The organism is Armatimonadota bacterium (genome assembly GCA_020354555.1).
Taxonomy (GTDB): Bacteria; Armatimonadota; Hebobacteria.
The window spans coordinates 1244364-1268249 of the sequence record CP070648.1; the positions used below are offsets into that span (position 1 = coordinate 1244364).

Consider the following 23886-nt stretch of genomic DNA (forward strand, 5'->3'; position numbering starts at 1 on the left):
CGTGAAGTCCTCGCCCTCCCCGATGCCGGGAGCCCGTCGGTGCTGTCGGCACTGCATCTCCTCGGGGACTGGTTCGACTCCCTCATCATCAGTACGGTGGAGAACTACATGAGCCCCGAGGGAGGTGACGGGTCGCGGAGTGTGGAGGTGGACCGAGCGAAACACCTCAGTCGGCGGGCGGAGGAGGAATCCGCCGTTTCCGAACTCGTGCAGGAGATGGCGTCGGAGCGGGATACTCGGCGCTTACTTGAACTCGTCGCGCGGTCTGCGGCCCATCTCGCGGGAGCGAAGAAGGCCGCGGTCATCGTGCCCCGCGGCGAGTCGCTCGCCTACGGCGCGGCGTATCGCATGCCGCTGTCCTACCTGAACAGCTTCGTCAGACGCACCGGCACGCCGTTGTCAGGAGCGCTGGAGCCCGACGAGCCCGCGAGCATCGTGACCGGTCTCGCAGACGACCGCGGCTCTCCCGCGGCGCGCGCGGCACGCAAGCTTGAGGTCTCGACCGCGATGCGCGTGCCCATGCGAGTGGGCGACCGCGACGTCGGGCTGCTCGAACTGTTCGATCCGCTCACGGAACATGCCTGGACCGAGCGCAACGTGGACTTGGCGCAGGAGTTGGCGGCGCAGGCCGCGCTCGCTTTCGAGAATGCTCAGCTACTCGCGCAGACGGGACAGCGCGCCCACGAACTGACCGACCTCAACCACATCGGGCAGGAACTCGCCTCCCAGCTTACGTCCCCGCAGCTCCTCTCTCTGGCGGCGTCAGGCGCGGCACGGTTGCTGCGTGCGCAATCGGCTCTGGTGTGGCTACGCGTCCCGGGCACGAGGCGCTTCGAACTGGCGGCGACGCACGGAGAGGAATTCGAGGGCGCCACCGCGTTCGAACTCGGAAAGAAGGGGGCGCTCGCGGACGCGGTCAAGGGCGGCGTGGCGGTCATGTCGCCGGACGCGCGTCGCGAACTGTCGTGGGCGCGGGGGTGGGCGATGTCGGTGCCTCTGCGGGTCGGAGCGCGCATGTCGGGCGTGCTGGTGGTGCACCGCAAGCAGGCGCCATTCGATGACAACGACGTGCGCGTGACGGAGGCGCTTGCCGGGCAGATCGTGGCGGCACTGCAGAACGCGCGGCTGTACGAGGAGAGCAGATTCCTGAGCCAGCGTCTCAATGCCGCGATCGCAGCGCTGGGTGAAGCACTGGCCGCGGCGCTCGACATGCAGGAGCTGCTCCAGGTCGTGGCGGAGAAGGCGGCGGAACTGGCTGACGCCGCCGGTGCAATCATCTTCCTCGATGATGACAGTGGGCGCCTGGCGGTTCGCGCCCTCGCGACCCGCGGCGACGAAGACCGTCCCGCGGCCGAGCCGAGGGCTTACGAGGGCATCGCCGCACTGGCAATCGAGCGCAACGAGCCGGTGTCACGCTCCGCGCGCGACCAACGCACCGACGAGCGCACACGTCGCGCCATGCGCGAGGAACGGATCCGGATCGCGTACGGCTTCCCGCTCACGGTAAGGGGACGTCCGGCCGGGGCGCTGTGCGTACTTGGCCGCGGCGAGCTGCGCCCGCAGGAGCGGGAGCTGATGGCTTCCTTCAGCAGGCAGGCAAGCGTCGGCGTTGAGAACGTCGTCCTGTTCGGGGAAACGCAGCAGCGTCTCGCTGAGCTGGCGGAACTCGCGCGGGCCAGCGCCCGCGTGAGTTCGACGCTGGAGCAGGATGCCATCGGCGAGATCATAGCCGAGAGCGTGTCGCGCGCCCTGCGGTTGCCGGTCGCGGCAACGGTCCTCCTGGACGCCGACGGGGCGTTCTATTTGCCCGAAGGCGGGCACCGCGGGCTGCCCGCCGATTTCGTGACGCGGTTTGCGGCGCGCCCGGACAGCATTGCATTCTCGGTCGTGGCCGATCAGCGCATGAAGGTGGTCAGCGATATTGCGGCGGAGAAGCGCGACAACGATTCACTCGTCGAGGGTCTCGGTCTGGGCTCTCTCATCTGCGCGCCGCTCAAAGGGAAGGAGGGCGTGCTGGGGATCATATTTGCCGCGGACCACGCACCTCGTACGTTCCGCTCCCACGAGGAAGCGCTGATGTCGGCGTACGCCAACGAGGCGGCGCTCGCCTTGCAGAACGCGCTGCACCATCAAGCGGTGACCGTCCACGCGCGCGAGGTGGAGGGCATTGTCGATGCGACCAGAACTCTCAGCTCGACGGACGAACTGCAGCCGGTGCTCGATCATCTGGCGAGCACGGCAGCGTCGCTGTTGGGCGCGCCGGTGTGCAGCATCATGATCCTCGACGAGCGGAACGAGCGCCTCAACACGGTGGCGTCATGCGGCTTGCCGGGTGACCACGGGCTCCACGCCGACCTCCAGGCAGACGAAAGCATCCGCGGCATGGTTGCCCTCAGAGGCGTGTCGATGACGAGCACGGATCTGCCGCGCGACGGCCGTTTCAAGTACCGCGACGCGGCCCGCGCCGAGGGTCTGCGCTCGATGCTTGCGGTGCCGTTGATCGCGAAGGGCAAGGCGATCGGCGCGATCGCCGCCTTCAACCGCAGCGCTCAGCCATTCACGTCGGCCCAGGAACGTCTGCTCGGGGCCATGGCGGCGGAAGCCAGCGTGGCCATCGAGAACGCGCGCCTCTACACCGAGGGCCGCGAGCAGGCCCGCTCAATGCGCCTGCTGATGGAGGAGGTCAATCACCGCGTCAAGAACAACCTCCAGAGCATCATCGGCATCATTCAGCTCGACATGTCACGGGTCGAGGACCCGCGCGTGATCGAAGCACTGCGCGAACTCGTCGGCCGCGTGCAAGCGATCGCCGTGGTTCAAGAGCTGTTGTTCGATGAGGACCTGCGCGCAGTGGATGTCAAGGAAACCAGCCGGCGCATCCTCGAGAACGCCCTGCGTTCCAACGACAATCTCGACCTCAAGATCTTGGGTCAGGTGACCGGCGCCCGCGTCCGCCTGCCGTCGCGCAAAGCGACCCCTCTCGCCTCGGTCGTCAACGAACTGGTGTACAATTCCGTGAGCCACGCGTTCGGCGGCCGCGACCAGGGCAGCGTCTCCATCAGTCTCCAGGAGGTCACCGGGGGGCAAATCCTGGTGCAGGTCAGCGACGACGGGGTCGGCCTCCCCTCGGGCTTCTCCCTGGAGCGCGACGCCAAGCTCGGCCTGCGCATCGTCGAAGGTCTGGTTACCCAGGATCTGGGTGGCGAGTTTGCGATCGCCAGCAGTCAGGGAACCATTGCACGGGTGACGTTCGCACGGTAGCATGCGGCGCGCCACCGGAAGAGAGACCCGGCAAAACACCGCGGGAGTCACGCTCGCAAGGTAACTCTACGCGAGGCTGAGGGAGAAGGCCAGTGGCAGAGGTCGAGGTGGAAGTCTGGCGGCTGGTGCAGGACGAGCAGGGCAGGGATATCGTTCTCCTGCGCGATCGCGAGCAGCGCTACCTGCCGATCTTCATCGGGCCGTGCGAAGCCGCCGCCATCTGGCTCAAGCTCGCCAGCGCCCGTGCCACCGGCATGGTGCGCCGCCCGATGACTCACGACCTCTGCGTTTCCATCATCGAGCGCCTCGGCGGACGCATCGAACGCATCATCGTTGACGATTTCTCGAACGACACGTACTACGCCAAGATTCACTTCGCCGTGGATGGCCGCTCAATCGTCATGGATTCTCGTCCGAGCGACGCGATCGCTCTCGCCCTCCGCTGCGGGGCACGGGTATGGGTGAGTGAGGAAGTCATGGAGGCCGGCAACGTTGACATCGAAGCGGATGCGCTGCCGCCCGACTTGCCCGACGACGAGCCGAGAGTCTGGCCCGAGGACGAGCAGGCGTGATTCCGCTTGCCGCGCCCGCGATCACGGCGCGAGTCGAGCAGCGCAGAGGGATGACTCGCTACGCCGGCACCAGATCGGCGAACACAAACCCGCCCCGTTCCACGACTTCGCCAAGTTCCACACCGATCGGCGAACTCAACTCGGGACCGGCGACGGCGAAAGTGTGAAACTCTCCGTTTTCCCCCAGGGGATCCACGCCGTCGGGTAGGCTTGCCAGGAGCTTCCCGTCCCACGGTCGGCCCGCAACTGCCCGCGGCGCCTGGCGCGGGTCGAGGCATGTGATGTATGCCTGCAGCCCGGCTGCGATCATCGCTTGCGCCAGCTCGGCGGAATCACGCCCCCACAGCGGGAAGTAGCACTTCATACCGACCCGCGCCATGCGCTCCTCGCGATAGGCGCGCACGTCCGCCAGGTGGATGTCGCCAAAGACGACGCCCGTGATGCCTTCGCTCCTCGCCTTCCTCACCGCCGCGCCCATGATCTCGTCGTAGATTTGGTTCGTGCATTGGGCGGGGATGCGCACCTCCATCAATGGCAGGCCCAGCGCCACCGCCTGCGCTCGGACGAGTTCTTCGCGGACCCCGTGCATGGAGACGCGACCGTAGGGATCCGTGATCGTCGTCAGCAGGCCGACGATATGGATTCCGCGCTGCCGGGCGGTGTGCAACGCCCACAACGCGTCTTTCCCGCTGCTCCAGGCTGCTAATGCTCGCTGCGGCCGATCCAATGACTCGCCCTCCCCGGCGGCACGTCAGATGCATCTTCGCGCCGGTGGCGATGCCGCCCTTCACGCGGGAGGTTCGCCCAGCTTGTGCGGGCGACTTCCTTATGGTATCGTAGCTAGCGCCGCCCACAAGGAACGAGGTGCTTCCGCGATGCCGCTCATCACCGACCCCGACCAGGCCCGCGCCATCTACCGCGAGGCGCAGGAGAAGCACATATGCATGCCCGCCTTCGGCACGGAGAACCGCGACACCACCGAGGCGGCGTTCCGCGCCGTCGCCGAGATCGCAGAAGAACATGGGATTGCCGAGCTGCCGCTCGTTATTGCCGCCACCGCGCACTACGTAGGCCGCACGCAGCTCTTGAACTACACGTCCCTGGGCACGGGCGAGGATGGTTTGATCGCGCTGCGCCATGATATGGAGAGGCTGTGCCGCCCGGACGGGCCGTATCCGCACCTGCGCGCGATGGCGCACCTCGATCACGCGCAGCCCGAGACGGACCGCGGCATCATCGCCGCGGGCCTTGACTTCTTCGCCTCCGTGATGTACGACGGTTCCGCGCTGCCGCTGCCGATCAACATGTCGCTGACCAAGCAGTTCGTGGCCGACGCAGGCGGCCGCGTCATGGTCGAAGGCGCGGTTGACGAGATCTTCGAATCCGGCACGGGCGAACCGAGGAATGCGCTGACGACACCGGAGCAGGCGCGGCGTTTTATGGACGAGACCGGCGCCGACCTCATCGTCGTCAACCTCGGCACCGAGCACCGCGCCACCGCCGAAGGCGCGCGCTATCACGGCGACCGGGCGCGGGAGATCAGCGCGGTCGTCGGCGGCGTCCTCGTGCTTCACGGCACTTCGTCACTGCGCGATACCGGTCTGGCCATGCTGCGGGGCGACGGCATCGTCCGCGTCAACATCTGGACGCGCCTGGAGCACGTCGCGACCACGGCATTGGCACACGACGTTGTCACGAACCTCGGCTCGATCCTCTCCGCCGAGGAGCTTCAGGCGCTGTGCGACAAGGGCATCCTGACGCCCGATTTCGTGCAGCAGCAGGCGGCGCGCAAGCCCGGCCTTGATTTCATCGCCAACGTCCATCGGCGCAACGATGTGTGCGTGCCGGCCGTGGTCGCTCTGATGAAGCGGTACCTGCTGGAGTGCGGCTACGCGGACTTCAGAGCGCGGCAGGCGTAACGATCCGCTCCCCGTGCGCGGGCCGGGCCGCGGAGATCGCCCAACCCTTTCGAGCCGAGGAGCCGACAAGGAATGCTGCACTGCGGGAAGATGGCACTGGCGGCGGCGCTCCTGGTAACGCTCGGCGCCGCAGCGCTGAGGTGCGACACGGTGCATCACGACTGCGGGCCGGTACGACTCGGCTTCGACGGCGCCTCGGGCGCGTGGGTCGGCCTGTGGCGCGCCGGCTCAGCCGTGAACCTCCTTTCGCCGGATGGACGCACCTCGGAGGTCGAGATCGCAGCCGAGGAGGGGCCTTCGTTCCCCGGCGAAGGAAGACGTCTCATCGCGCATCGCGTGGTTGCCGGTCGCGACTCGTGGCGGTGCGAAGTCGAGAGCGAGGACGGCCCGTGGCGGGTGACGTGCTCGTACGACGTCTCCGCCGACCCGGTCACCATCCGCCGCCGCGTGTCCGCCCGCTGGCTGGGTGAGCAGTCCGTCAAGGTCACCGGTTTCGTCCTGCGTGCGCCGTGCGTCGGCCTCGGGGGCGATCCGAGCAACTTCTACCTCGTGCCCGGCAATTTCCCGGTGCAGCGGCGGCACTTCCGCGATCTCAGAGAGGGGCGCAGGGAACGAGAAGAGGGCGTGTGGACGTGGACGGCGCTGGCGCTCGTGCATTCGCCGAGGCATGAGTTGGCGATTGCCGCGGGGTACGAACTGGAGGTCGATGCCGCGCGCGTCACGGTTGAGGAGGGCGACGGCGCCGTGTCGATCGAGCACCGCTTCAGCACGCTGGCGCGACTAGAGCAGGGGGACAGCCTGGACTGCGGCGGGCAGCGGCTACTGATCGCGCCGGGCCGGTGGCCTGCTGCGCTTCGCGGCGTGCGCCGGCTCGCGGATTCGTTGAACAACGGCCCTCCCGCGGATCGGCCTGCATGGCTCGACCGCGGCGCCATTTACTCGTGCCACCCCGGCGGCAGCATTGACACCGGTTTCCGGGGAACCGGCGGCTTGGCCAACCTCGAGCAGCGCCTGCCGTATCTGGCGCATCTCGGCTTCAGCGCACTCTGGCTCAACCCCATTACGTCGCCCGCGCCGTGGGTCTACAGCGTGTCGGACTACCGCGCGGTCGCGGATGAACTGGGCACCAAGCAGGACCTGCGGCGGTTCGTCGAGCGAGCGCACGGCCTCGGCCTCAAGGTGCTGCTCGACCTCGTGCCGCACGGGCCGAATGAGGATACGCCCGCAGCGCGCGAGGTAAGTGCCGACGCCTGGACGTACGACGAGGAGGGCAAGCTCGTGCAAGCGTGGGGCGGTCTCGCCGGCGACTATGCGAGCCGTGCCTGGCGGGACTACATGACCGACGTCGCGGCCTACTGGGTGCGCGAGTTCGGGGTGGACGGCTATCGCGTGGATTGCGCGAGCGGGAACGCGCCGAACTGGAAGCGCGGCGACGGCCGCCGTCCGAGCGCATCATCGCCCCTCGGCGGGCTCGAACTCCTCGAATCCGTCCGCGCGCGAATACGGCCCCTCAACTCTGATGCTGCGCTTTTCCCAGAGGCATGGACACCGGTCTTCTTCCGCGCGGGTGATCTGGTGTACGACTATCCGTTCTACCAGGTGATGCGCCAGCTCGTCACCTATGCCTCGACCGAGGAGTGGATCAGAGACGCCCGTGCGTGGCTTCAGATGGAGCGCTTGACGTATCCCAGCGGTGCCCTCCACGGGCTGGTGCGCTTCACCGAGAACCACGATACCGTGCGCTCCGACGAGTTCTTCGGCGTCGGCCCGGGGCAGGCGCTGACGGCGTTGTGCGTCCTTGCCCAGGGCACGCCGATGATCTATCAGGACCAGGAGATCGGCTACGGCGCGCGCCTGAGGGACTGGCTCGACCTGCGCCAGGCGCATGCCGAGCTTCGGATCGGCACGGCTGATTACGAGGCGGTGCATTGCTCGCATCCCGGCATCATGGCGTTCCTGCGCAGCGCCGAATCGGGAGCGGCAGTGGTGGCCATCAACCTTTCGCCGCGCAACGTAGAGGCGACTCTCGAGTGGCCGCGTGGCGTGAGTCAGCGCTTCCCGTTGGCGTATCACGGAGGTTCCGGCGAACTGCTCGCGAGCGGCCGGCCGCCGGTACGGATCTCCATCCCGCCCTACCAACCCGTCGTCGTCCTGTTGCGCGCACGTCGGATCCAGGCGAGCCCGCGCGGTGAGACTTCCGACCCGGCGGCGGAGTCGCTGCTACTGACGGAGGAGGCCGTGCCCGCAGGTGACGGGACGACCGAATACCGCCTGCGCGTCGCGCGTGCCAGGTGGTGGTTCGTGAACACGTCTGAAGGCCTGTTGCTGGATCGGTTTGTCGACCGCCACACGGCGGAGCCGATCACGCGCTACGAGCGGCTGTGGCGCCCGCTGGAGGCGGGGCTGTGGGACGGCCTCGGCGATTCCGCGATAGGTGTGATCGCGGCGGACGGGCGAGGCCTCATCGTCTCGGACCTCGGACTCGACGCACTCGCCGATGTCCGCCTCGAGGATGACAAGCACCGCGGGGATGCGGTGCGAATCGCGATTCGGGCGCGGGGCGCCGAACGTCGCTTCCGCGTTCGCGAGATTGAGGACGGCTGGGCGGCAGTGCAGTCGCTTGATGCGTACAGCCGGCATTTGGGCGAATTCGCCTCGATTGATCCGCTCCGCGTAACGCTCGAGAACGATCACTATCGCGTCGTTCTCTCCCGGCGGCGGGGAGGGTTGCTGACCCATCTTGCGCTTGCAGGCGGCGGCGAGCGAGTTGACGTCCCCATCGTCGGCAGCGACGTGTACACGGACTGGGGGCTCTACGATAGCGGCGTGTACGTCAGCGCCAACGTCGAGCCGACCCCCCGGCTCGAGGTCGCCCGAGCCGGCGGAGCCGTCGAGGTCACGTTCCGCGGGGTCCTGCGCACGCCGTCGTGGAATGCCGTACAGCGCGGGTATCCCGCGCAGCCAGTCACCCGCTACCGAATCACGTACCGCATAGATAAGTCGCCCGTGCTGCGCGTCACCTTCGGCCTGACGCCGGAAACGGATCGCAGCGATGTCACAGCGTTTTTCGCTTACCTGATGCAGTTCGCGAACGTCGAGAGCTGGTTCGCCGAGACCGAGCAAGGGCGCCTCGCGGGCGAACCTGGACCGCGCCCTGGTGAGCGCGTCTTCGAAACCGCCCGCGTCGCGCTTGCGTCCAGGAATGGAACCATGGGCATGCGCGTCGGCGGCCGCGAGGTGTTTATACGGCCCATCGAAACGGGCGGGCTCCCGCAGAACGTGTTTTTCCTCGACCAGGGGCCGGAGCGCTTGGCGCTTTTTGCCGCCATGCTCAGCGGCGATGCTGTCGAGTTACCCGCAGGCGTCGAACGCGCCGTTTCGCTCGACTTCGTTCTCGGGGACTGAGCGATGAGAGCGGGGTTGCGGCCGTCCCCATCAGTGACCACCGTGACCCATCCGTCCGGCCGGTCGGACTAGTGGCGGCCAAGGACGGCGCGCATATCACCGCGAAACACACTGCGCTTTCGCGAGGAGGGACCCCTATGATTCCTAAGCGATTGGCGGCGGTGTTGACGCTTGCGCTTCTGGCCGCGGGAGCGACGGCTCAAGCGGCGGAGACCGTATTCTTCGTCTCGCCAACGGGCAGTGACGCGAATCCCGGCAGCATGGCACAGCCCTTCGCCACCGTCGCGCGCGCACGGGACGCCGTGCGCGCGTTGAGCCAGGACCGACGGGGCGACGTTACAGTCGTGCTCCGCGGCGGGACGTATCATCTGACCCAGCCGATTCGTTTCGACGAGCAGGACTCGGGCGGCGATGATCACCCCATCACCTACCGGAATCACGTCGGCGAGATCCCGGTACTCGTGGCCGGTCAGCCGGTAACGGGATGGCAGCGGCATCGGGGCGGGGTCTTCAAGGCGCTCGTCCCGGGCTTGAAGGACGGGCGCGTGGGGATTACGCAGCTCCTGGAGGACGGCGTTCCGGCCGCTGTTGCGCGGATACCGAACGAGGGGTGGTTCCGCATGGCGGATCCTGAACTCCAGGACTCGTTCCGGTACGACCCCAACGACTTCGACCCGGGCGGCTGGGATGCGAGCCAACTCCAGGTGTACCTTATCATGATGGGGACGTACTTCTCGGAATACTACCCGGTCGAGCGCATCGACCGCGAGTCACACCGGCTGTACTTGGGCGGCAGCAAGCCCACCGACCCGGCCTACAACTGGAAGGCGGGCAAGACGTACATCGTGCAGAACGCCCTGGCCCTGCTCGACGCGCCCGGCGAGTTCTACGCCGACCGCACCACGGGCTGGCTCCACTATTGGCCGCGCGCACAGGACGTTGGTCGGGCCGAGATCATCGCGGCGACGGCGGAGAATGTGATGCGCTTCGAGGGCACCGCTCGGAGCAGCCCGGTGCGCAACATACGCGTGGAAGGGATTCGCTTCGAGGGGAGCCGGGGCGATCAGATCTATCTCAGGAACGCCGATAGGATCGCGATTCGCGACTGCCGCCTCCTCAGTGCCGGGGGCAGCGGCGTGGCGATCACCGGGGCCTCGACCCACGTGACGGTAAGCGGCTGCGAGATCGCGGGGTGCGGGAACAGCGGCGTGAATATCCGCGGGGAGTACGAAAAGACCGATGGCGGCGCCGCAACGGTATGCAACTACAGCCACGTCATACACAACAACTATATCCACCACGTCGGGCGGCTCACCATCACCGCATGCGGCGTGATCATGAGCTGGTCGGCGAACGATAACGTCATTTCGCATAACCTGCTGACGGACATCCCCAAGGCAGGCGTGCTCATGTTCTCGATGTGGGACATCCCGCGCGCCTACGGGATCATGAACAACAACACCATCCGCAGCAACGAGTTCGCGCGGTGCGGCAGCTCCTCGTGGGACGGCGGCGCGTTCTACATCGGCGCCACGACGGACAATACCGTCTTCGAGAACAACCGCATCACCGACGTCTGGTCGTGGCTCGTCGCGACGTGGCCGCAGCCGGATCACCGCCCGGAAGACGACTGCTCGATCGACTTCGATCCGGGGATGACTTTCAATACCTACGTCCGCAACAACGTGTGCTACGGCGAGAACGCCTTCACCGTCGAAACCGCACCGGCCGAGGATCAGATGTTCTTGGACAACAACTACTTCGACTCGCCGGTGCCGGGCCGCGTATTGTTCAACAGCGTCTGGTCCGAGGCGCCGCCGTTCGATATCTCGAAGGTGAGCATGGACATCGGATTGACGGCGGAGTACAAGCATCCGTATCCGCGCGAGACCATCAAGCCGGTCGAATTGCCGCTTGACTGCGGCTTCGAGGGAACGCTGAGCCCGTTGTTCCTGCATCGGTACATGGACGGGGCACGGCAAGAGTTCTTCACGCGGTCGCAGGTTCACGATGGGGAAGGCGCCCTGCGGGTGGACAAGGACGTGTTTGTCGTGCGCTATCGCCACCCGCAGCCCATATCGAGGAAGGTCAGCATCTGGCTCTACGACGACCCGGCGAAGCGAAATGCGCTGTGCATGGTGACCTTGAGAGGGCCGTGGGCTGCCGGCGAATCGGTTGCCGCGATGGGAGTTGACGGACGCGTTGCGCGGGAACATTACGTCGTGACCGAGCCGTGGAGTGGGATGACGATGGCGACGCAGGCGCCGCGAACGGTGGGGTGGCACGAGTTGACGTTCCACGTGGACCACGATCGAGGCTGCACGATGATGCTCGACGGACAGGTGGTGGGCACCGCGCCGCTGCTGAAGTACTTCACTGTCCTCGATGCGGGCGACGCGGGGCTCGGCAGCGACAGCCGCGGCTTGGGTTTGGACTCGCTGCGCATCGAATAGCCGGCTGCGACGAGAGGGCGACAGGCGCCTGCGCAAAGCCTGGATTGCTCCGGCGCCTTCCGGAGCGAGTCGGCGTCCTGCCGCCACAGGCGGCAGGTGCCGCCTCACGGCGTGGCTAACTATCCCTCACTTCTATACTTGCCGTCGCCGAGGAGGTCCGCCGTGAACTACCGCCAGCGCCTGCACGAGACGATGCACTTCGGCAATCCCGACCGCCCGCCGTACTGGGAGATGGGCTTTTGGGGCCAGACCATTGACCGGTGGCAGGACGAGGGCATGCCGCCCGACGTCCACCATGTTCACCTCTTCAATTTCGATCGCCGCGACATGGTGCCGGTCAACGCCGGCATCATCCCCAGCTTCCGCGAGGAGACGGTCGAGGAAACCGAGCGCTACGTCATCAAGCGCCACGGCGACGGCGTCCTCAGCAAGCGCCTAAAGGAGGGCGAAGCGCACGGCACCGCGCCGTCCATGGACCAGCGGTATGAATTCCCGATCCGCGACCGCGTGTCGTGGAACGACTTCAAGCGGCGGCTCAATCCCAAGTCGCCGAGCCGCTACCCGGCGTTCTGGGAGGACTACAAGCGGTGCGTGGGCGATCGGGATTATCCTCTCGGCATCCACGGCGGCAGCCTGTTCGGCTACCCGCGCAACTGGATGGGATTCGAGACGGCGTCGGTGATGATGTACGACGACCCCGCGCTGATGCACGAGATCATGGAGTACCTCGCCGACTTCACGATCGAGCTGATCACCCCGGCGCTGGAGGAAATCGGCGACGTTGACTACGGCATCTTCTGGGAGGACATGTGCTATAAGACCGCGAGCATCATCTCGCCCAAGCACTTCAAGGAATTCATGGTGCCGCAGTATCAGCGCATTACTTCAGTCATGCGCAAGCACGGCGTGGATATCATCATGGTGGACTCGGACGGACACGTGGACGAGCTGGTGCCGCTGTGGCTGGAGGGCGGGCTCAACGGCGTGTATCCGTTCGAGGTCGCGGCGGATGAGGACGTCGTGGCGCTGCGCAAGCAGTATGGGCGCGATCTGTTGATCTGGGGCGGCATTGACAAGCGCGCCCTGGCAAAGGACAAGAAGGCAATCGATGACGAGGTCTATGCCAAGGTGCCGTTCATGGTCGAGCAGGGCGGGTACATTCCGGGCATAGACCACGCCGTGCCGCACGACGTGTCGTACGAGAACTGGCTCTACTACCGCGAGCTGATCTGCAAGATCTGCGAGAAGGGATAGCGCGAGGGGATCGAGGGGATTGTCCCCGCCGCTACGCGACAGCTACGGCGGCACATATCTGTGCGTGTGGTGCTGCGAACAGCGATACTCTATCTGGTTTCCGCGTGCCTTGTCATCTGCGGCTGCCACGCGCGCGCCGCGGAGGTTGATCCTTCCTCGCCCGACCTCCCCGCCGGCGTCGGCTATGCCTTGCAGCAGTTACGTGAGGTCGCCGATGCGCGCGTGGTCGCGGAAGTCGGCGGCGCGAACCTTCCGGAAGGGCTTGCGCAACGCGGCGACGAGGCATACGCGATCGCGCCCGACGGCGACGGTTTTCGCGTCGCCGCGAATGCGAACGCAGGCCTCATGCACGGCCTGCTGGAACTGCGCGACGCAATCCAGGCCGGCGCGCCCCCGACGAAGCCTAGCATATCCTCCCCTGCCCTGAAGCTCCGCGGCGACAGCCTCGATTTCCCGTTCCACCTCGGCAACGATCTCTACGACGGCCGGTGGCGACACCACGCGAACATCGAGCACAGCGCGGATTCCTGGTGGCTCGACCGCGGACATTGGGAATGGCGACTGAAGCGGTGCGCCGACCTGCGCATGAACGCCTTGCTGCTGTGCCACCCGCATCCATTCCCGGCGTTGATCGACCTGCCGGAACACCCCGAGGCGGCATACTTCGAGCCCGCGCACCTCGAGCGTCTCCAGCGGCATTTCCGTTGGATCCTCGACGAGGCCGAGCAGTACGGCGTCAGGATCTACCTATTGACCTGGAACATCTGGACGAGCCCGGGATTCGCTGAGGCGCACGATATCGCGCAGGAGGGAACCGATTCGCCGCTCGTTCGCGCCTACACGCGGGCGTGCTACCGGCGGCTGTTCGAGACCTACCCGAAGCTTGCCGGCGTCATGACGATGGCAGGCGAGGCGCCGCCGGGGTGCGTAGCCTTCGTGCGCGACGCCATTGTCGGCGGTCTGAACGAACTCGCCGCGCCGCCGGAGCTGCTGTACTGGATCTGGTGCTCGTATCCCGAAGACGCGCAGGTCATCTTCGACGAGTACAAGGGGCCCGCAAGCCTCGTGCATTATCTGCAATACGAGCAGCTCTTCCGGCCGCAAGCCGACCCGCGCATTAGGCGGGCCAGCGAGGCGCTGGGGGGCGTGCCGGTTATCACGCTCGGCGGCCTCGGCACCGCCACCGGATGGCTCTACTGGAGCGATCCCTACTACATCCGCGAGATCATGGCCGACCTGCCGCGGCAGAACGGCGCGGGGTGCTTCTTTCAGGGGCTCGACAGCTTCGGTTGGGTCGCGGAGAAGTGGTTGGGCTGGGAGGCGCTCGGGCGGTACTGGTGGAATCCGTCGCGGCCGCGCGAGGATGACTTCTGGCGGATGCGCATCGCGAAACGCTATGGCGTGACCGACGTCGCGGACGACTTCCTGGCCGCGTCCATTGAGGCGAGCAGCATCCCGACGCGCCTGCTCGCCCTGCTCCACCGGCAGACCGATCACTTCATGCCGCAGTTCGGCCTGCCGCTCGTCGCGTACCTCGGCCTGCCGACGCTGTCAACGTACGTCTTCGAGAACCACGAGGGGATTGATGAGAAGGGGCGGCTCGTGCCGCGGCTCGGGCTGACGTGGCCGAACCCGGATTGGGGAGAGCGAGTAGTCGGCGTCAGGGATTTCGTCGCGGGGAAGACGGACGGCACGACGCCGGTGCAAATCGCCGATGAACTGGAGCGCAGCGCGAAGGATGTTCTCGATCGCGTGAGGCGCATGCGCGGGTCCGCCGATGCCGTAACCTGCGGCGCAGAGAAGTGGAGCCGCATGCTCGACCAGATGGAGATGAACGGGCACCTGGGCGTACACACGGCGGCGAAGATTCGCGCGGCGGTGGCGTGGGCGCGGTGGCGCAAAGGTTCGGCCGATGCTGACGACGTACTGGTTCCGTTGCGCGAGTCGGTGGGCGCGATGGAGAAGATGGCTGATGCGGCCGCGCGCATCTACCCCGGCATCGAGATCTCGACGTGGCGGCCCGGTATCAGCCGCCCGCCGCCGTGGACGAACCTCCAGATCTGGCAGACAGACCGGTATCGCAAGCACGATTTCTCGGACAGCGCCGCGATGTTTCGCCGCGAACTCGAGTGGATCGAGGGCGAACTCTCGGCAGGATACCCGCAGCCGCTGCTGCCGTTCGAGGATGACCTGGCGCCCAAGCCGCCGGATGCGAGGCTGGTCCTGAGGTGGGATTGCGGGGCCGAGCCGCCGCAGGGGCTAAGGATGAACAGCTTCCCGCCGGATGCCGTGGCTAGGATCGCCGCCGGCGATGCGCCCGCGCCGCTAGCGAGGAAGCGCCTCGTCGCGGAGCATCGCAAAGATGATTTCTGGTTCCCGCTGACGACCGATCCGCAGACGCTGCCGCTAAGGATTGGGAAGTCCTACTGGGTTTCTATGGACTATTGGATCATCAGTGATGCCGAGGAGTTGGGCGAGTGGCTGTCGGCGGGCGCGCGGACGACGGAGGGCGGGTGGCGCAACGACATCGGCGCGCGCTACATGGGCGGCCCGGCGGGCACGCGCGGGAAGATCACGCTGACCTTCGCGCCTGAGACGTGGGATGACTTCTACGTGTACGTCAGCATCCACGGCGCGGCGAGGGTTGAATTGGACAACGTGGAGATATGGGAGGGCTCCAGCGACTGAGCTGCGGAGGCTGCTTCGCCGGCTGCCTTCCCGCCGACTGCGAAGCAAAGTGCACAGGGATGTTCACCCGCGCATGGCGGGAACGCGGACAGGCATCGTGCGGCAGGAGACTTCGCGCGCAGTACAGGGAGAGCTGTCTTGACAACAACGCCTGAGCCAACCGAGGAGGCTGGAACGCGCCGACCGCATCCGGCGAGCGCCGCCGGGCTCGTCGTGTATCTAGTCGTGGTCTTCGCGCTCGCGTGGGCGATTGAGCTCGGGCCGGTGCGGAGCGCCGGCTACGGCCCGGGCAGATTCCCGGCGATGCTCTGGCTCGTGGTCGTCATGTTCCTGCCGAGCATTGCCGCCGTCATCGCGAGGCGCGTCGAGCGGTGCGGATTCGGTGACGCCGGGCTGCGGTGGGGTCGCGGCCGGTATCACCTCGCTGCGTGGTTGCTGCCGTTCGGCGTGGCGGCCGTCGCGGTCGGGCTGACCATCGCGTTCGGTGTTGGGCGTTTCGACCCGACGGGCAGCACGATGCTAGCGAAGCTGCCTGCGGAGCAGCGCGCGGCGGCAGAAGAGTTCACCAATCGCTGGGGGGTATGGCTGCCGGTGCTGGCCATTGTCAGCGGGCTCACGCAGGGCATTATCGTCACCTCCTTCGCCACATTCGGCGAGGAGTTCGGCTGGCGCGGGTACTTGCAGCCCAGGCTGATGCATCTCGGGCCGGTGCGGAGCACGGTTCTCGTCGGCGTGATTTGGGGCATCTGGCACGCGCCGATCATCGTCCAGGGCCACAACTACCCCGGCCATCCGGTCGCGGGCGTGTTCCTCATGATCGCGTTCTGCGTGGTGTGGAGCGTCATTCTGGGGTGGCTGTTTCTCGCATCGCGGAGCGTGCTCGCGCCGACCATCGCCCACGCATCGATCAACTCGCCTGCGGCTTCTCTCGGAGTGTTCGTGGCAGGAGCGGACTGGGCGATCGGCAACATCACGGGTGTGATAGGGATCACCGTCGCGGGGTGCGTCGCGTTGTGGCTGTGGCGCACGGGGCGGCTGCGTGAGCCGAGCAGCGGCGAGCAGGCATCGTAGCACGGCACGACTGGAACACGCGACGGGCAGGCGAAGGCAGCCGCCGCTGCACCGCTCAGCGGCGGATTTCGTAGGTGCCGGGACGGAGCAGCCAGCCGCCGTGTACGGCAGCAATGGGAACACGTTTGCGGCCTGATAGGCGATAGCATTCCGCCCCGTCCCACCCCGGCAACTTGAGCCGGAACCAGTGCCGGTTCTCCTCAAGCTCGGCAACCGGCGAGGCGAACGACCCCTGCAGGGAATTGCCGACCAGCCGCGCGTCAGGATTGAGCGTCAGCCGCCAGACATTCGGGCCTTGCCGCTCAAGCACATAGAGCCCGGTTCCTCCGTACTCGACGTAGGGTGAAGCCCCGACCCCGATGATACGGCTGGGTCGCTCCGGAAAGCGCAGCGGCATCCAGTCCTGCACCGCCCGCGAGTGCATGACCGCGTCCCCCGTTGCCAGCAGGCTGATGTTGTGCCGGAACGACGTCGCCATCGGGCCGATCGTGAGGTCTTCCGCGCCGGCCTCGTATTGCACGCCGCGCGGCAAGCGGCGGAACGTCTCCCCGCCGATCATGAAGCTGACCGTTTTCGATGGCGTGTAGAGCCAGTTGAGCCAGTGGGCGCCCCAGTCGGTGTTCCAGCGCGCGGTGGCGACGCTGTCGTACTGGAACTGGCACGCGACCTGCACCTCGCCGCTGCGAAAGTGCGCCGCGAGCGCCGGGAACAGGTAGCAGCTCGTGTTGGTGGCGGGAGTGTCGAACTCGTAGGCGAGGCGGGCCTTGCCGTTCAACCGCGAGTCGAGCGCCAACGGCTGCGCCTGCGGCAGCAGGTTGACGCCGTCATTGACGCGCCCCCAGCCGCCGGGGTACGCGCTGACGGTGATGGCATCGCACTGCGAGTCGGCGATCGCGTCAACCAAGTCGTCGCCGTTGACGCCGAAGTAGGAAATGGCGACCGGTTGGGTCGCGCCGGTGGAACGGATTGCGCCCACCATCTCGCGGATATACTCGCGCATTAACCCGTAGCGGAAGAAGGGGAAGTACACCGCCGAATCATCGAACCCGTGCTCGTCGAGCCACGCGCGCCACAGATCGCGCAGGATTCGGCGGTCGCGCTCCAGGACTTCGGCAGGCTCTCCCTGGGCGCCGTAGCTGGCGCCGGAGAGATCGCCGTAGGCGAAGTATGCGGGCTCGTTCTGGACCTCGAGCAGGCAGAGGCACGGCTCGTCTTTGTAGGCGCGTCCGGAGTATGTGTTCCGGTGCATCAGAAACTGCCGCAGATAGTTCGCGGCGGCCGCCTTCGCCGTCGGCACGAACATCATGCCCGGCTTGCTGGTCTGCGCGGAGAAGGAATCCCCGCGCTCGTTCGGCCCGCCCCACCACGCGATGGGGGTGAAGTACATGTAGATGCCGCGGCGGCTGCACTCCGCGACGAGGTAGTCGAGCAGGTCGAGGTGCTCATTGGGCACCAGGTTACCGGCGCCGTCCGAGATCTCGCGGTCGAAGACGTGGATGCGGATCGCCTCGACACCCATGCGCTGGAGATGATCGAGGTCGGCGCGAATGGTTGCCTTCATGTCCACGCCGAGCTTCTGCATGTTATCGAACTGGTGCCAACTCTGGGGGTAGTAGTTCACACCCCACAATGCGACTTCGGTTCCTTCGGGATAGCGCAGGACGCCCTGCTCGACGCGGAAGCGTCGCAGGGGGAAAGGGTTCCCGATGCTGCCCGGCTGGGGGCGAGCGGCGGCGCCCCGCGGCGCGGGCACGGTGGGGAGAGACACATCGCCGACGAGCAGCGCGATGGGCGCCTTGTACAACCCGCCGCCAGCGTAGGTATTGTCCACCATGACGGTCACGATGTTCTCTTCGCCCCAGCGGATGATATCTTCCGGCACCAGGTACTCGCGCGGCACATTCCATCCGGTGGTGCGCCCGATCTCGCGCCCGTTGAGGTATGTGATGTCATTGTCATCCACCGCGCCCATGACGAGGCGGAGTGGGTGTCCCTGCCATTGCTGCGGGATGCTGACTTGCGTGCGGCACCAGGCGTAGGCAGTGTCGTCCCACAGGCCGGGGACGCGGATCTCCGGCCAGGAAGTATCGTCGGTTCCGGGAGCGGCATAGTGCGGATCGGGCGAAGCGGTTGGCGCGCTGAAAGTGCGCTTCCACGGCAGTGCAGTGAGGTCTATTCCGCGGATGACCCCGATGCGCGCGGATGACTCGCCCGCTTCGCACACAAGCTCTCCGCGATCGGCTGAGTCTGCCAGCGACACGCGTGCGGCGACGACCTGCCACGCCTTCGGCTCAAGCGCAATCGAGACGGCGTCGGGGGACACCTCGCCCCCGGCGAGTGACAATCGAAGGGTCGTCGAAAGCGCCGCGCCGCCGGCGTTGTAAGCAAGGAGTGCGACGGGTGTCGAATCCCCGGCCTGCATCACGAACGACGCGGCGGGGCGGATCCGCAAGGCCTCCGCGCGTCCCGCTTGGGATGCGCCCGGCGCGATAAGAAAGCCCATTAGGCCAATAATGACAATAGGGCGAATCGGGGTCTTAGTCGTCCTGGGGTGTCGCGGGCGAGGCCGTTCGCCCATCATAGTACGTCACCGCCTGGTAGTTGACCGTCATCTTCGCGAGGTCGACTTTGCCGCCTTCGACGACATACTCCTTCACGGTCTGCTTCGTCCAGTTGCCCGTGGCATCGAATTCATAGGTTGAGGTTGCGTGCCGTTTGACCGCGCCATCAGGGCCATACCAGAGATCGTCGGTCTCGTGCCCCCTGGCATCATACACACCCACCCACTTGCCCGTGACCGTTCCCCCAGGTTCGTAGAGCCATCGCTCGTCCCTGATCAGATTGCCCATCTTGTCATACGTGTAGTAATCCCTGGATCCCAGGAAGGCCCCTTCAGGGCACGATGACTCCTCCACGTGTTGACCCTCGGGGTTATACCGATGGACTATCTTCACATCAACATCGTGGGGGCTGCGGTAGTCGACCTCTTCGATCAGCCTGCCTTGCGCATCATAGGAACGCGTCTGTTTCATGCCGGGCGTGCCGTCGGAATCGTATTCAACCGCTTCGATCCAGCGCCCGCTTGCGTCGTACTTCGTGACGACCTTGCCGACATAGAAATCTGGATTCGTGTCATAGTGGGCTGTCTCAATCACATGCCCGGCGGCATCATAGGTGTAGATCTCCTTCCCCCACGCTACGCCGTCCTCGCCGCACCACTCCTGCTGGATCAGTCGCCCCTGAGCGTCGTAGAGCTTAACGAACCTGCAATCAAGCGAGCGGTCGGGGTTGTAGCTAGCTTGTTCGACCTCATTGCCCTTCTCGTCATAGAGCCAGGTCCTCTTCGCGCGAAGGCAACCGTCATCACCATAGTACAGCATTCCCGTCTGATGCCCGTCGACGGTGAAGCGGGTAATGTAACTCGGCAGGCGCGGGCCAGGCACCCATGTGCCGTCCCTTCTGGAGAACGAGACCTGGTCTATACGGATGCTGCGCACCGGCCCGATGAGATTCTGCCGCTCCCGAGCGGTCTTGGGCGGGGCATCCGCACAGGCCAATGCGACCAACACGGGAACCGGGCACAGCGCTATCAGGAGTCGGCGCATGCCTTTCCTCCTGCGGATACGCGGACGGTTACAGCGGCCGGCCTTGAGCATGCTCACAGTGAGCGCCGGTGCCATACGCAGATAACTATGCCTCCATGCGCCACGTCGTTTCGCGCGGGCGGGGCACGGTTTTCATCACGTCGAGGTACTGGCCGGCGCCGATCGCGACACACGACATCGGGTCGTCGGCGACGCGCACCGGCACCTGGGTCTGCTGCGCGATGCGCTGGTCGAGTCCGCGCAGCAGCGCGCCGCCGCCGGCGAGCGTGATGCCGTGATCAATGATATCGGCGGCGAGTTCGGGCGGCGTATTCTCCAGCAGCGTCTTGATGCGGTCAACGATCGCCGTGGTCGCCTCGGACAGCGCCTCGCGCACCTCGCCCGAGCCGACCTCAACCGTCTTCGGCAGGCCCGTCACCATGTCGCGGCCGCGCACGGACATGTCTCGTTCCTCGTCCAGCGGCCACGCGGAGCCGATGGCGATCTTGATCTCCTCGGCGGTGCGCTCGCCGATCAGCAAGTTGTGCTCGCGCTTGATGTGCCGGACGAGGATCTCGTCCATCTTCTCCCCGCCCAGGCGCAGGCAATCCCCGACGACCAGCCCGCCGAGGGAAATGACGGCGATGTCGGTGACGCCGCCGCCGATGGTGACGACCATGCTGCCCGTCGCGCCCATGACAGGCAGGCCCGCGCCGATCGCCGCAGCGACGGACTGCTCCACGGGGATTGCGCGCTTCGCGCCAGCCATCGTCGCCGCCTCGAGCACCGCGCGGCGCTCGACGCTCGTCGCGTCGGACGGTACCGCTACCACCGCCACCGGCTTGACCAGCCGCCGCCCGCAGACTCTCGCGAAGAGATGCCTGAGCATTTTCTGCGCGACGGTGAAGTCGGCGACGACGCCGTCGTGCAGCGGACGGCTGGCGAGAACGCTGGCGGGCGTGCGACCGAGCATCTGGCGGGCGTCCTCGCCGGCGGCCAGCACGTCGCCCGTATCTTTGCTCACCGCAACCACACAGGGCTCGCGCAGGACGATCCCTCTGCCCCGCGCGTAGATCGCGACGTTGGAGGTGCCGAGGTCAATCCCGAGGCCGGAGTTCACCCCGAACATGCGCGCCTCCGGTCGTTGTTGGCCTCGATGGTCGCGCCGAGGGCGGCGAGCTTACCCTCGAGGTTGGCGTAGCCGCGGTCAATGTGGTGGCGGCCGACGACTTCGGTGACGCCCTCGGCGGCCAATCCCGCGAGCAGCAGAGCCGCGCCCGCCCGGATGTTCTGCGCTTGCACGACCGCGCTGGTCAAGCGCTCGACGCCGGTGATGATGGCGGTCTGATCCACGACCTTGACCTGGGCGCCCATGCGGCGCAGCTCGTCAACGAAGGTGAGGCGACCGTCGTAGATCGTCTCTTGCACGACGCTGGTGCCCTTGGCGAGACAGAGGAACGCCACGGTTTGGGGCTGGAGGTCGGTGTGGAAAGACGGATGCGGCCCGGTAACGATATCCACCGCGCGCGGCCGCTGGGGACAGACGACACGGATGTCGTCGCCGCTGATATGTATCTCGACCCCGGCCTCTCCCAGCGTGTCCAGGAAGCACTGCAGTTGCTCGGCATCGAGCGCGCCGACGGTGACGTCGCCGCCGGTGATGGCACCGGCCAGGAGCAGAGTGCCGGCCTCGATGCGATCGCAGCTCGCGCGAAAGCCGCAGCCGCGCAGGGCCGCGACGCCCTCTACGGTCACGGTGGTGGTGCCTGCCCCCTGGATGCGGCCGCCCATGGCGTTGATGAAGCGACAGAGGTCAACCACTTCGGGCTCGCAGGAGGCGTTGTGGATCATCGTCGCCCCGTCGGCGAGAGATGCCGCCATGATCGTGTTCATGGTGGCGCCCATGCTGCGGACGCGCGGATCCTGGTAGATGGTGCCGGCGACGAGGCGGTCGGCGGACGCCTTCATATAGCCATGCTCGACGGCGATCGTGGCGCCGAGGCGCTCGAACGCCTGGAGATGGAAGTTGACCGGCCGGCTGCCGAGGTCGCACCCCCCCGGCAGGGGCACCTCCGCCCGGCGCAGCCGCGCCAGCAGCGGCCCCGCGACCCAGAACGACGCGCGCATCTTGTGCACCAAGTCGAGGGGGGCTTCCGATTTCAGGCTTCCGGTGCTTGCGACGCGGACCACGCCGTTGTCATCGAGGCGGGCGTCCAGGCCGAGGGCGCACAGCAGATCAATCATGGTGCGCACGTCTTCGATGAGCGGGACGTTCTCGATGGTGCATGTGCCGTCCATGAGCAACGTCGCCGCGAGGAGCGGCAGGGAGCCGTTCTTGCTGCCGTCGAGGGTGACGCGGCCTTCGAGCCGCGCGCCGCCGGTGACGTAGATGCTTTCGGGGTTATGGGACAATGCCAGTCCTTGTGCTGCGGGTGTGCTGCGGGCAGTCACGCCGGCGCGTTGATGATTCGGCACGTGTGTTGCCGGCACCTGCCCCGAGCTACAGCCACAACGGTTAACGCACGGCGAGGGAGCGCGGGTTACCTGCCGCGGGCCAGTCGGCGACTTGGCGGGAGCGTTTTCGGCGTCAGCCGAATCCGAGCCGCGGAGCGCTTCGCCGTCGCCGCCGGCTTCCTGATTCACGGAGATCCGTCGCGTCAAGCCGAAGAATGGGGCACGATGGCTGCGCCTGCGGCTGCAATCGCGGCCGAACCGCGCCAGGGCCGAACTCGGGCAGAGGATAGAGGGCATCCTGGCGCGCCTCGACGCCGCGGCGCCAGTTCCCGGCTCGCGGAGGCGCCGCAGTCGGTACTGACGGCTTCGAGATAAGGGGCGTGTTGCGGGGTCGTTATCCCTCGTCGGCGCGGCCGTGCTCGCGGGCGACCCGAAGGCGGTTGATGGCGCGAGCGAGCGCCGCCTCGGCCGCGGCGTAGCCCGGATCCGCCGGGGAACGCTGGCCGCGCGTTTGCTCGGCCCGCTCGCGCGCCGCCTCGGCGCGGGCGACGTCGATCTGATCCGCGCGCTCGGCGGCGTCGGCGAGCAGAATGGCGCGATTGTCGGCCACCTCAAGGAACCCGCCGCTGATGGCGAAATGGATGTCGCGCCCTTCGCCGTCGGTCATGCGCGCCTCCCCCACGCCCAGCGCGGTCAGCAGCGGCGCGTGATTGGCGAGGACGCCCAGGTATCCTTCGCTCCCCGGCGCTACGAGGCCCACGACATCGCCGGAGAACGCGGTGCGGTCGGGGGTGATCACGTCGACACGAAAGGTCGGCGGCATCATCCACCTCCGTGCCCGAGCTGCCCGGCTTTCTCTATCGCCTCCTCGATGTTGCCCACCATGTAGAATGCCTGCTCGGGCAGATCGTCGTGCTTGCCGTCCAAGATTTCCTTGAAGCCGCGCACGGTGTCGGCGACGCGCACGTAGCGCCCCTCGAGCCCGGTGAAGACCTCGGCGACGAAGAACGGCTGTGACAGGATGCGCTCGATCTTGCGCGCGCGCTGGACGACGAGCTTGTCTTCGTCGGACAACTCGTCCATGCCAAGGATAGCGATGATGTCCTGGAGGTCCTTGTTGCGCTGGAGGACCTCTTGCACCTGACGCGCCACGTTGTAATGTTCCTCACCCACAATCGTCGGGTCGAGGATGCGCGAGGTGGAGCGCAGCGGGTCCACGGCGGGA

General features: G+C 66.7%; 15 protein-coding genes. 8 read left to right on the forward strand and 7 right to left on the reverse strand.

The window, feature by feature from the left end:
• Both JSV65_05100 and JSV65_05105 read left to right on the forward strand, forming a co-directional pair.
• Positions 1–3261, forward strand: a 3261-nt coding sequence (locus JSV65_05100) for a GAF domain-containing protein (protein ID UCH35731.1), incomplete at its 5' end; no start/stop codon positions are given.
• 92 nt (positions 3262–3353) lie between these two features.
• Entirely contained in the window at positions 3354–3833 is a 480-nt protein-coding gene (locus JSV65_05105) for a bifunctional nuclease family protein (GenBank protein UCH35732.1), read from the forward strand.
• Between the two features lie 58 nt (positions 3834–3891).
• Here JSV65_05105 and JSV65_05110 read toward each other — a convergent pair whose 3' ends face one another.
• The gene (locus JSV65_05110) at positions 3892–4560 is read right to left on the reverse strand and encodes an adenine nucleotide alpha hydrolase (protein UCH35733.1); all 669 of its coding nucleotides are present in this window, start codon (positions 4558–4560) and stop codon (positions 3892–3894) included.
• A gap of 148 nt (positions 4561–4708) precedes the next feature.
• Here JSV65_05110 and JSV65_05115 point away from each other — a divergent pair, with 148 nt between their 5' ends.
• From JSV65_05115 to JSV65_05140, 6 genes are all read left to right on the forward strand, one after another.
• Positions 4709–5752, forward strand: a complete 1044-nt coding sequence (locus JSV65_05115; GenBank protein UCH35734.1) for a class II fructose-bisphosphate aldolase — start codon at positions 4709–4711, stop codon at positions 5750–5752.
• A gap of 72 nt (positions 5753–5824) precedes the next feature.
• Positions 5825–9157, forward strand: a complete 3333-nt coding sequence (locus JSV65_05120) for a hypothetical protein (protein UCH35735.1) — start codon at positions 5825–5827, stop codon at positions 9155–9157.
• Between the two features lie 137 nt (positions 9158–9294).
• A complete protein-coding gene (locus tag JSV65_05125) occupies positions 9295–11610 on the forward strand; it encodes a right-handed parallel beta-helix repeat-containing protein (GenBank protein ID UCH35736.1) in 2316 nt (771 codons plus the stop codon).
• A 162-nt stretch (positions 11611–11772) separates the two neighbouring features.
• A complete protein-coding gene (locus JSV65_05130) occupies positions 11773–12864 on the forward strand; it encodes a hypothetical protein (GenBank protein UCH35737.1) in 1092 nt (363 codons plus the stop codon).
• A 69-nt stretch (positions 12865–12933) separates the two neighbouring features.
• Positions 12934–15552 (forward strand): hypothetical protein, encoded by a 2619-nt coding sequence (locus tag JSV65_05135; protein ID UCH35738.1) that lies wholly within the window; start codon positions 12934–12936, stop codon positions 15550–15552.
• A 138-nt stretch (positions 15553–15690) separates the two neighbouring features.
• Complete coding sequence (locus JSV65_05140; GenBank protein UCH35739.1) at positions 15691–16623, forward strand: CPBP family intramembrane metalloprotease; 933 nt, start codon at positions 15691–15693, stop codon at positions 16621–16623.
• A 55-nt stretch (positions 16624–16678) separates the two neighbouring features.
• On the opposite strand, the gene JSV65_05145 is transcribed toward JSV65_05140, so the two are convergent.
• The 6 genes from JSV65_05145 to JSV65_05170 all read right to left on the reverse strand — a co-directional run.
• Positions 16679–19075, reverse strand: coding sequence for a hypothetical protein (locus JSV65_05145; protein UCH35740.1), 2397 nt, complete (start codon positions 19073–19075; stop codon positions 16679–16681).
• Positions 19076–19160: 85 nt separating this feature from the next.
• Positions 19161–20228, reverse strand: a complete 1068-nt coding sequence (locus tag JSV65_05150) for a hypothetical protein (protein ID UCH35741.1) — start codon at positions 20226–20228, stop codon at positions 19161–19163.
• Between the two features lie 85 nt (positions 20229–20313).
• Positions 20314–21336 (reverse strand): rod shape-determining protein, encoded by a 1023-nt coding sequence (locus JSV65_05155; GenBank protein ID UCH35742.1) that lies wholly within the window; start codon positions 21334–21336, stop codon positions 20314–20316.
• Positions 21324–22958, reverse strand: a complete 1635-nt coding sequence (gene murA, locus JSV65_05160) for a UDP-N-acetylglucosamine 1-carboxyvinyltransferase (GenBank protein UCH35743.1) — start codon at positions 22956–22958, stop codon at positions 21324–21326. Before murA ends, JSV65_05155 begins: the two co-directional genes overlap by 13 nt.
• A gap of 97 nt (positions 22959–23055) precedes the next feature.
• Positions 23056–23484 (reverse strand): F0F1 ATP synthase subunit epsilon, encoded by a 429-nt coding sequence (locus JSV65_05165; protein ID UCH36704.1) that lies wholly within the window; start codon positions 23482–23484, stop codon positions 23056–23058.
• Positions 23484–23886, reverse strand: a 403-nt coding sequence (locus JSV65_05170; GenBank protein UCH35744.1) for a F0F1 ATP synthase subunit beta, incomplete at its 5' end; no start/stop codon positions are given. The genes JSV65_05165 and JSV65_05170, both read right to left, overlap by 1 nt.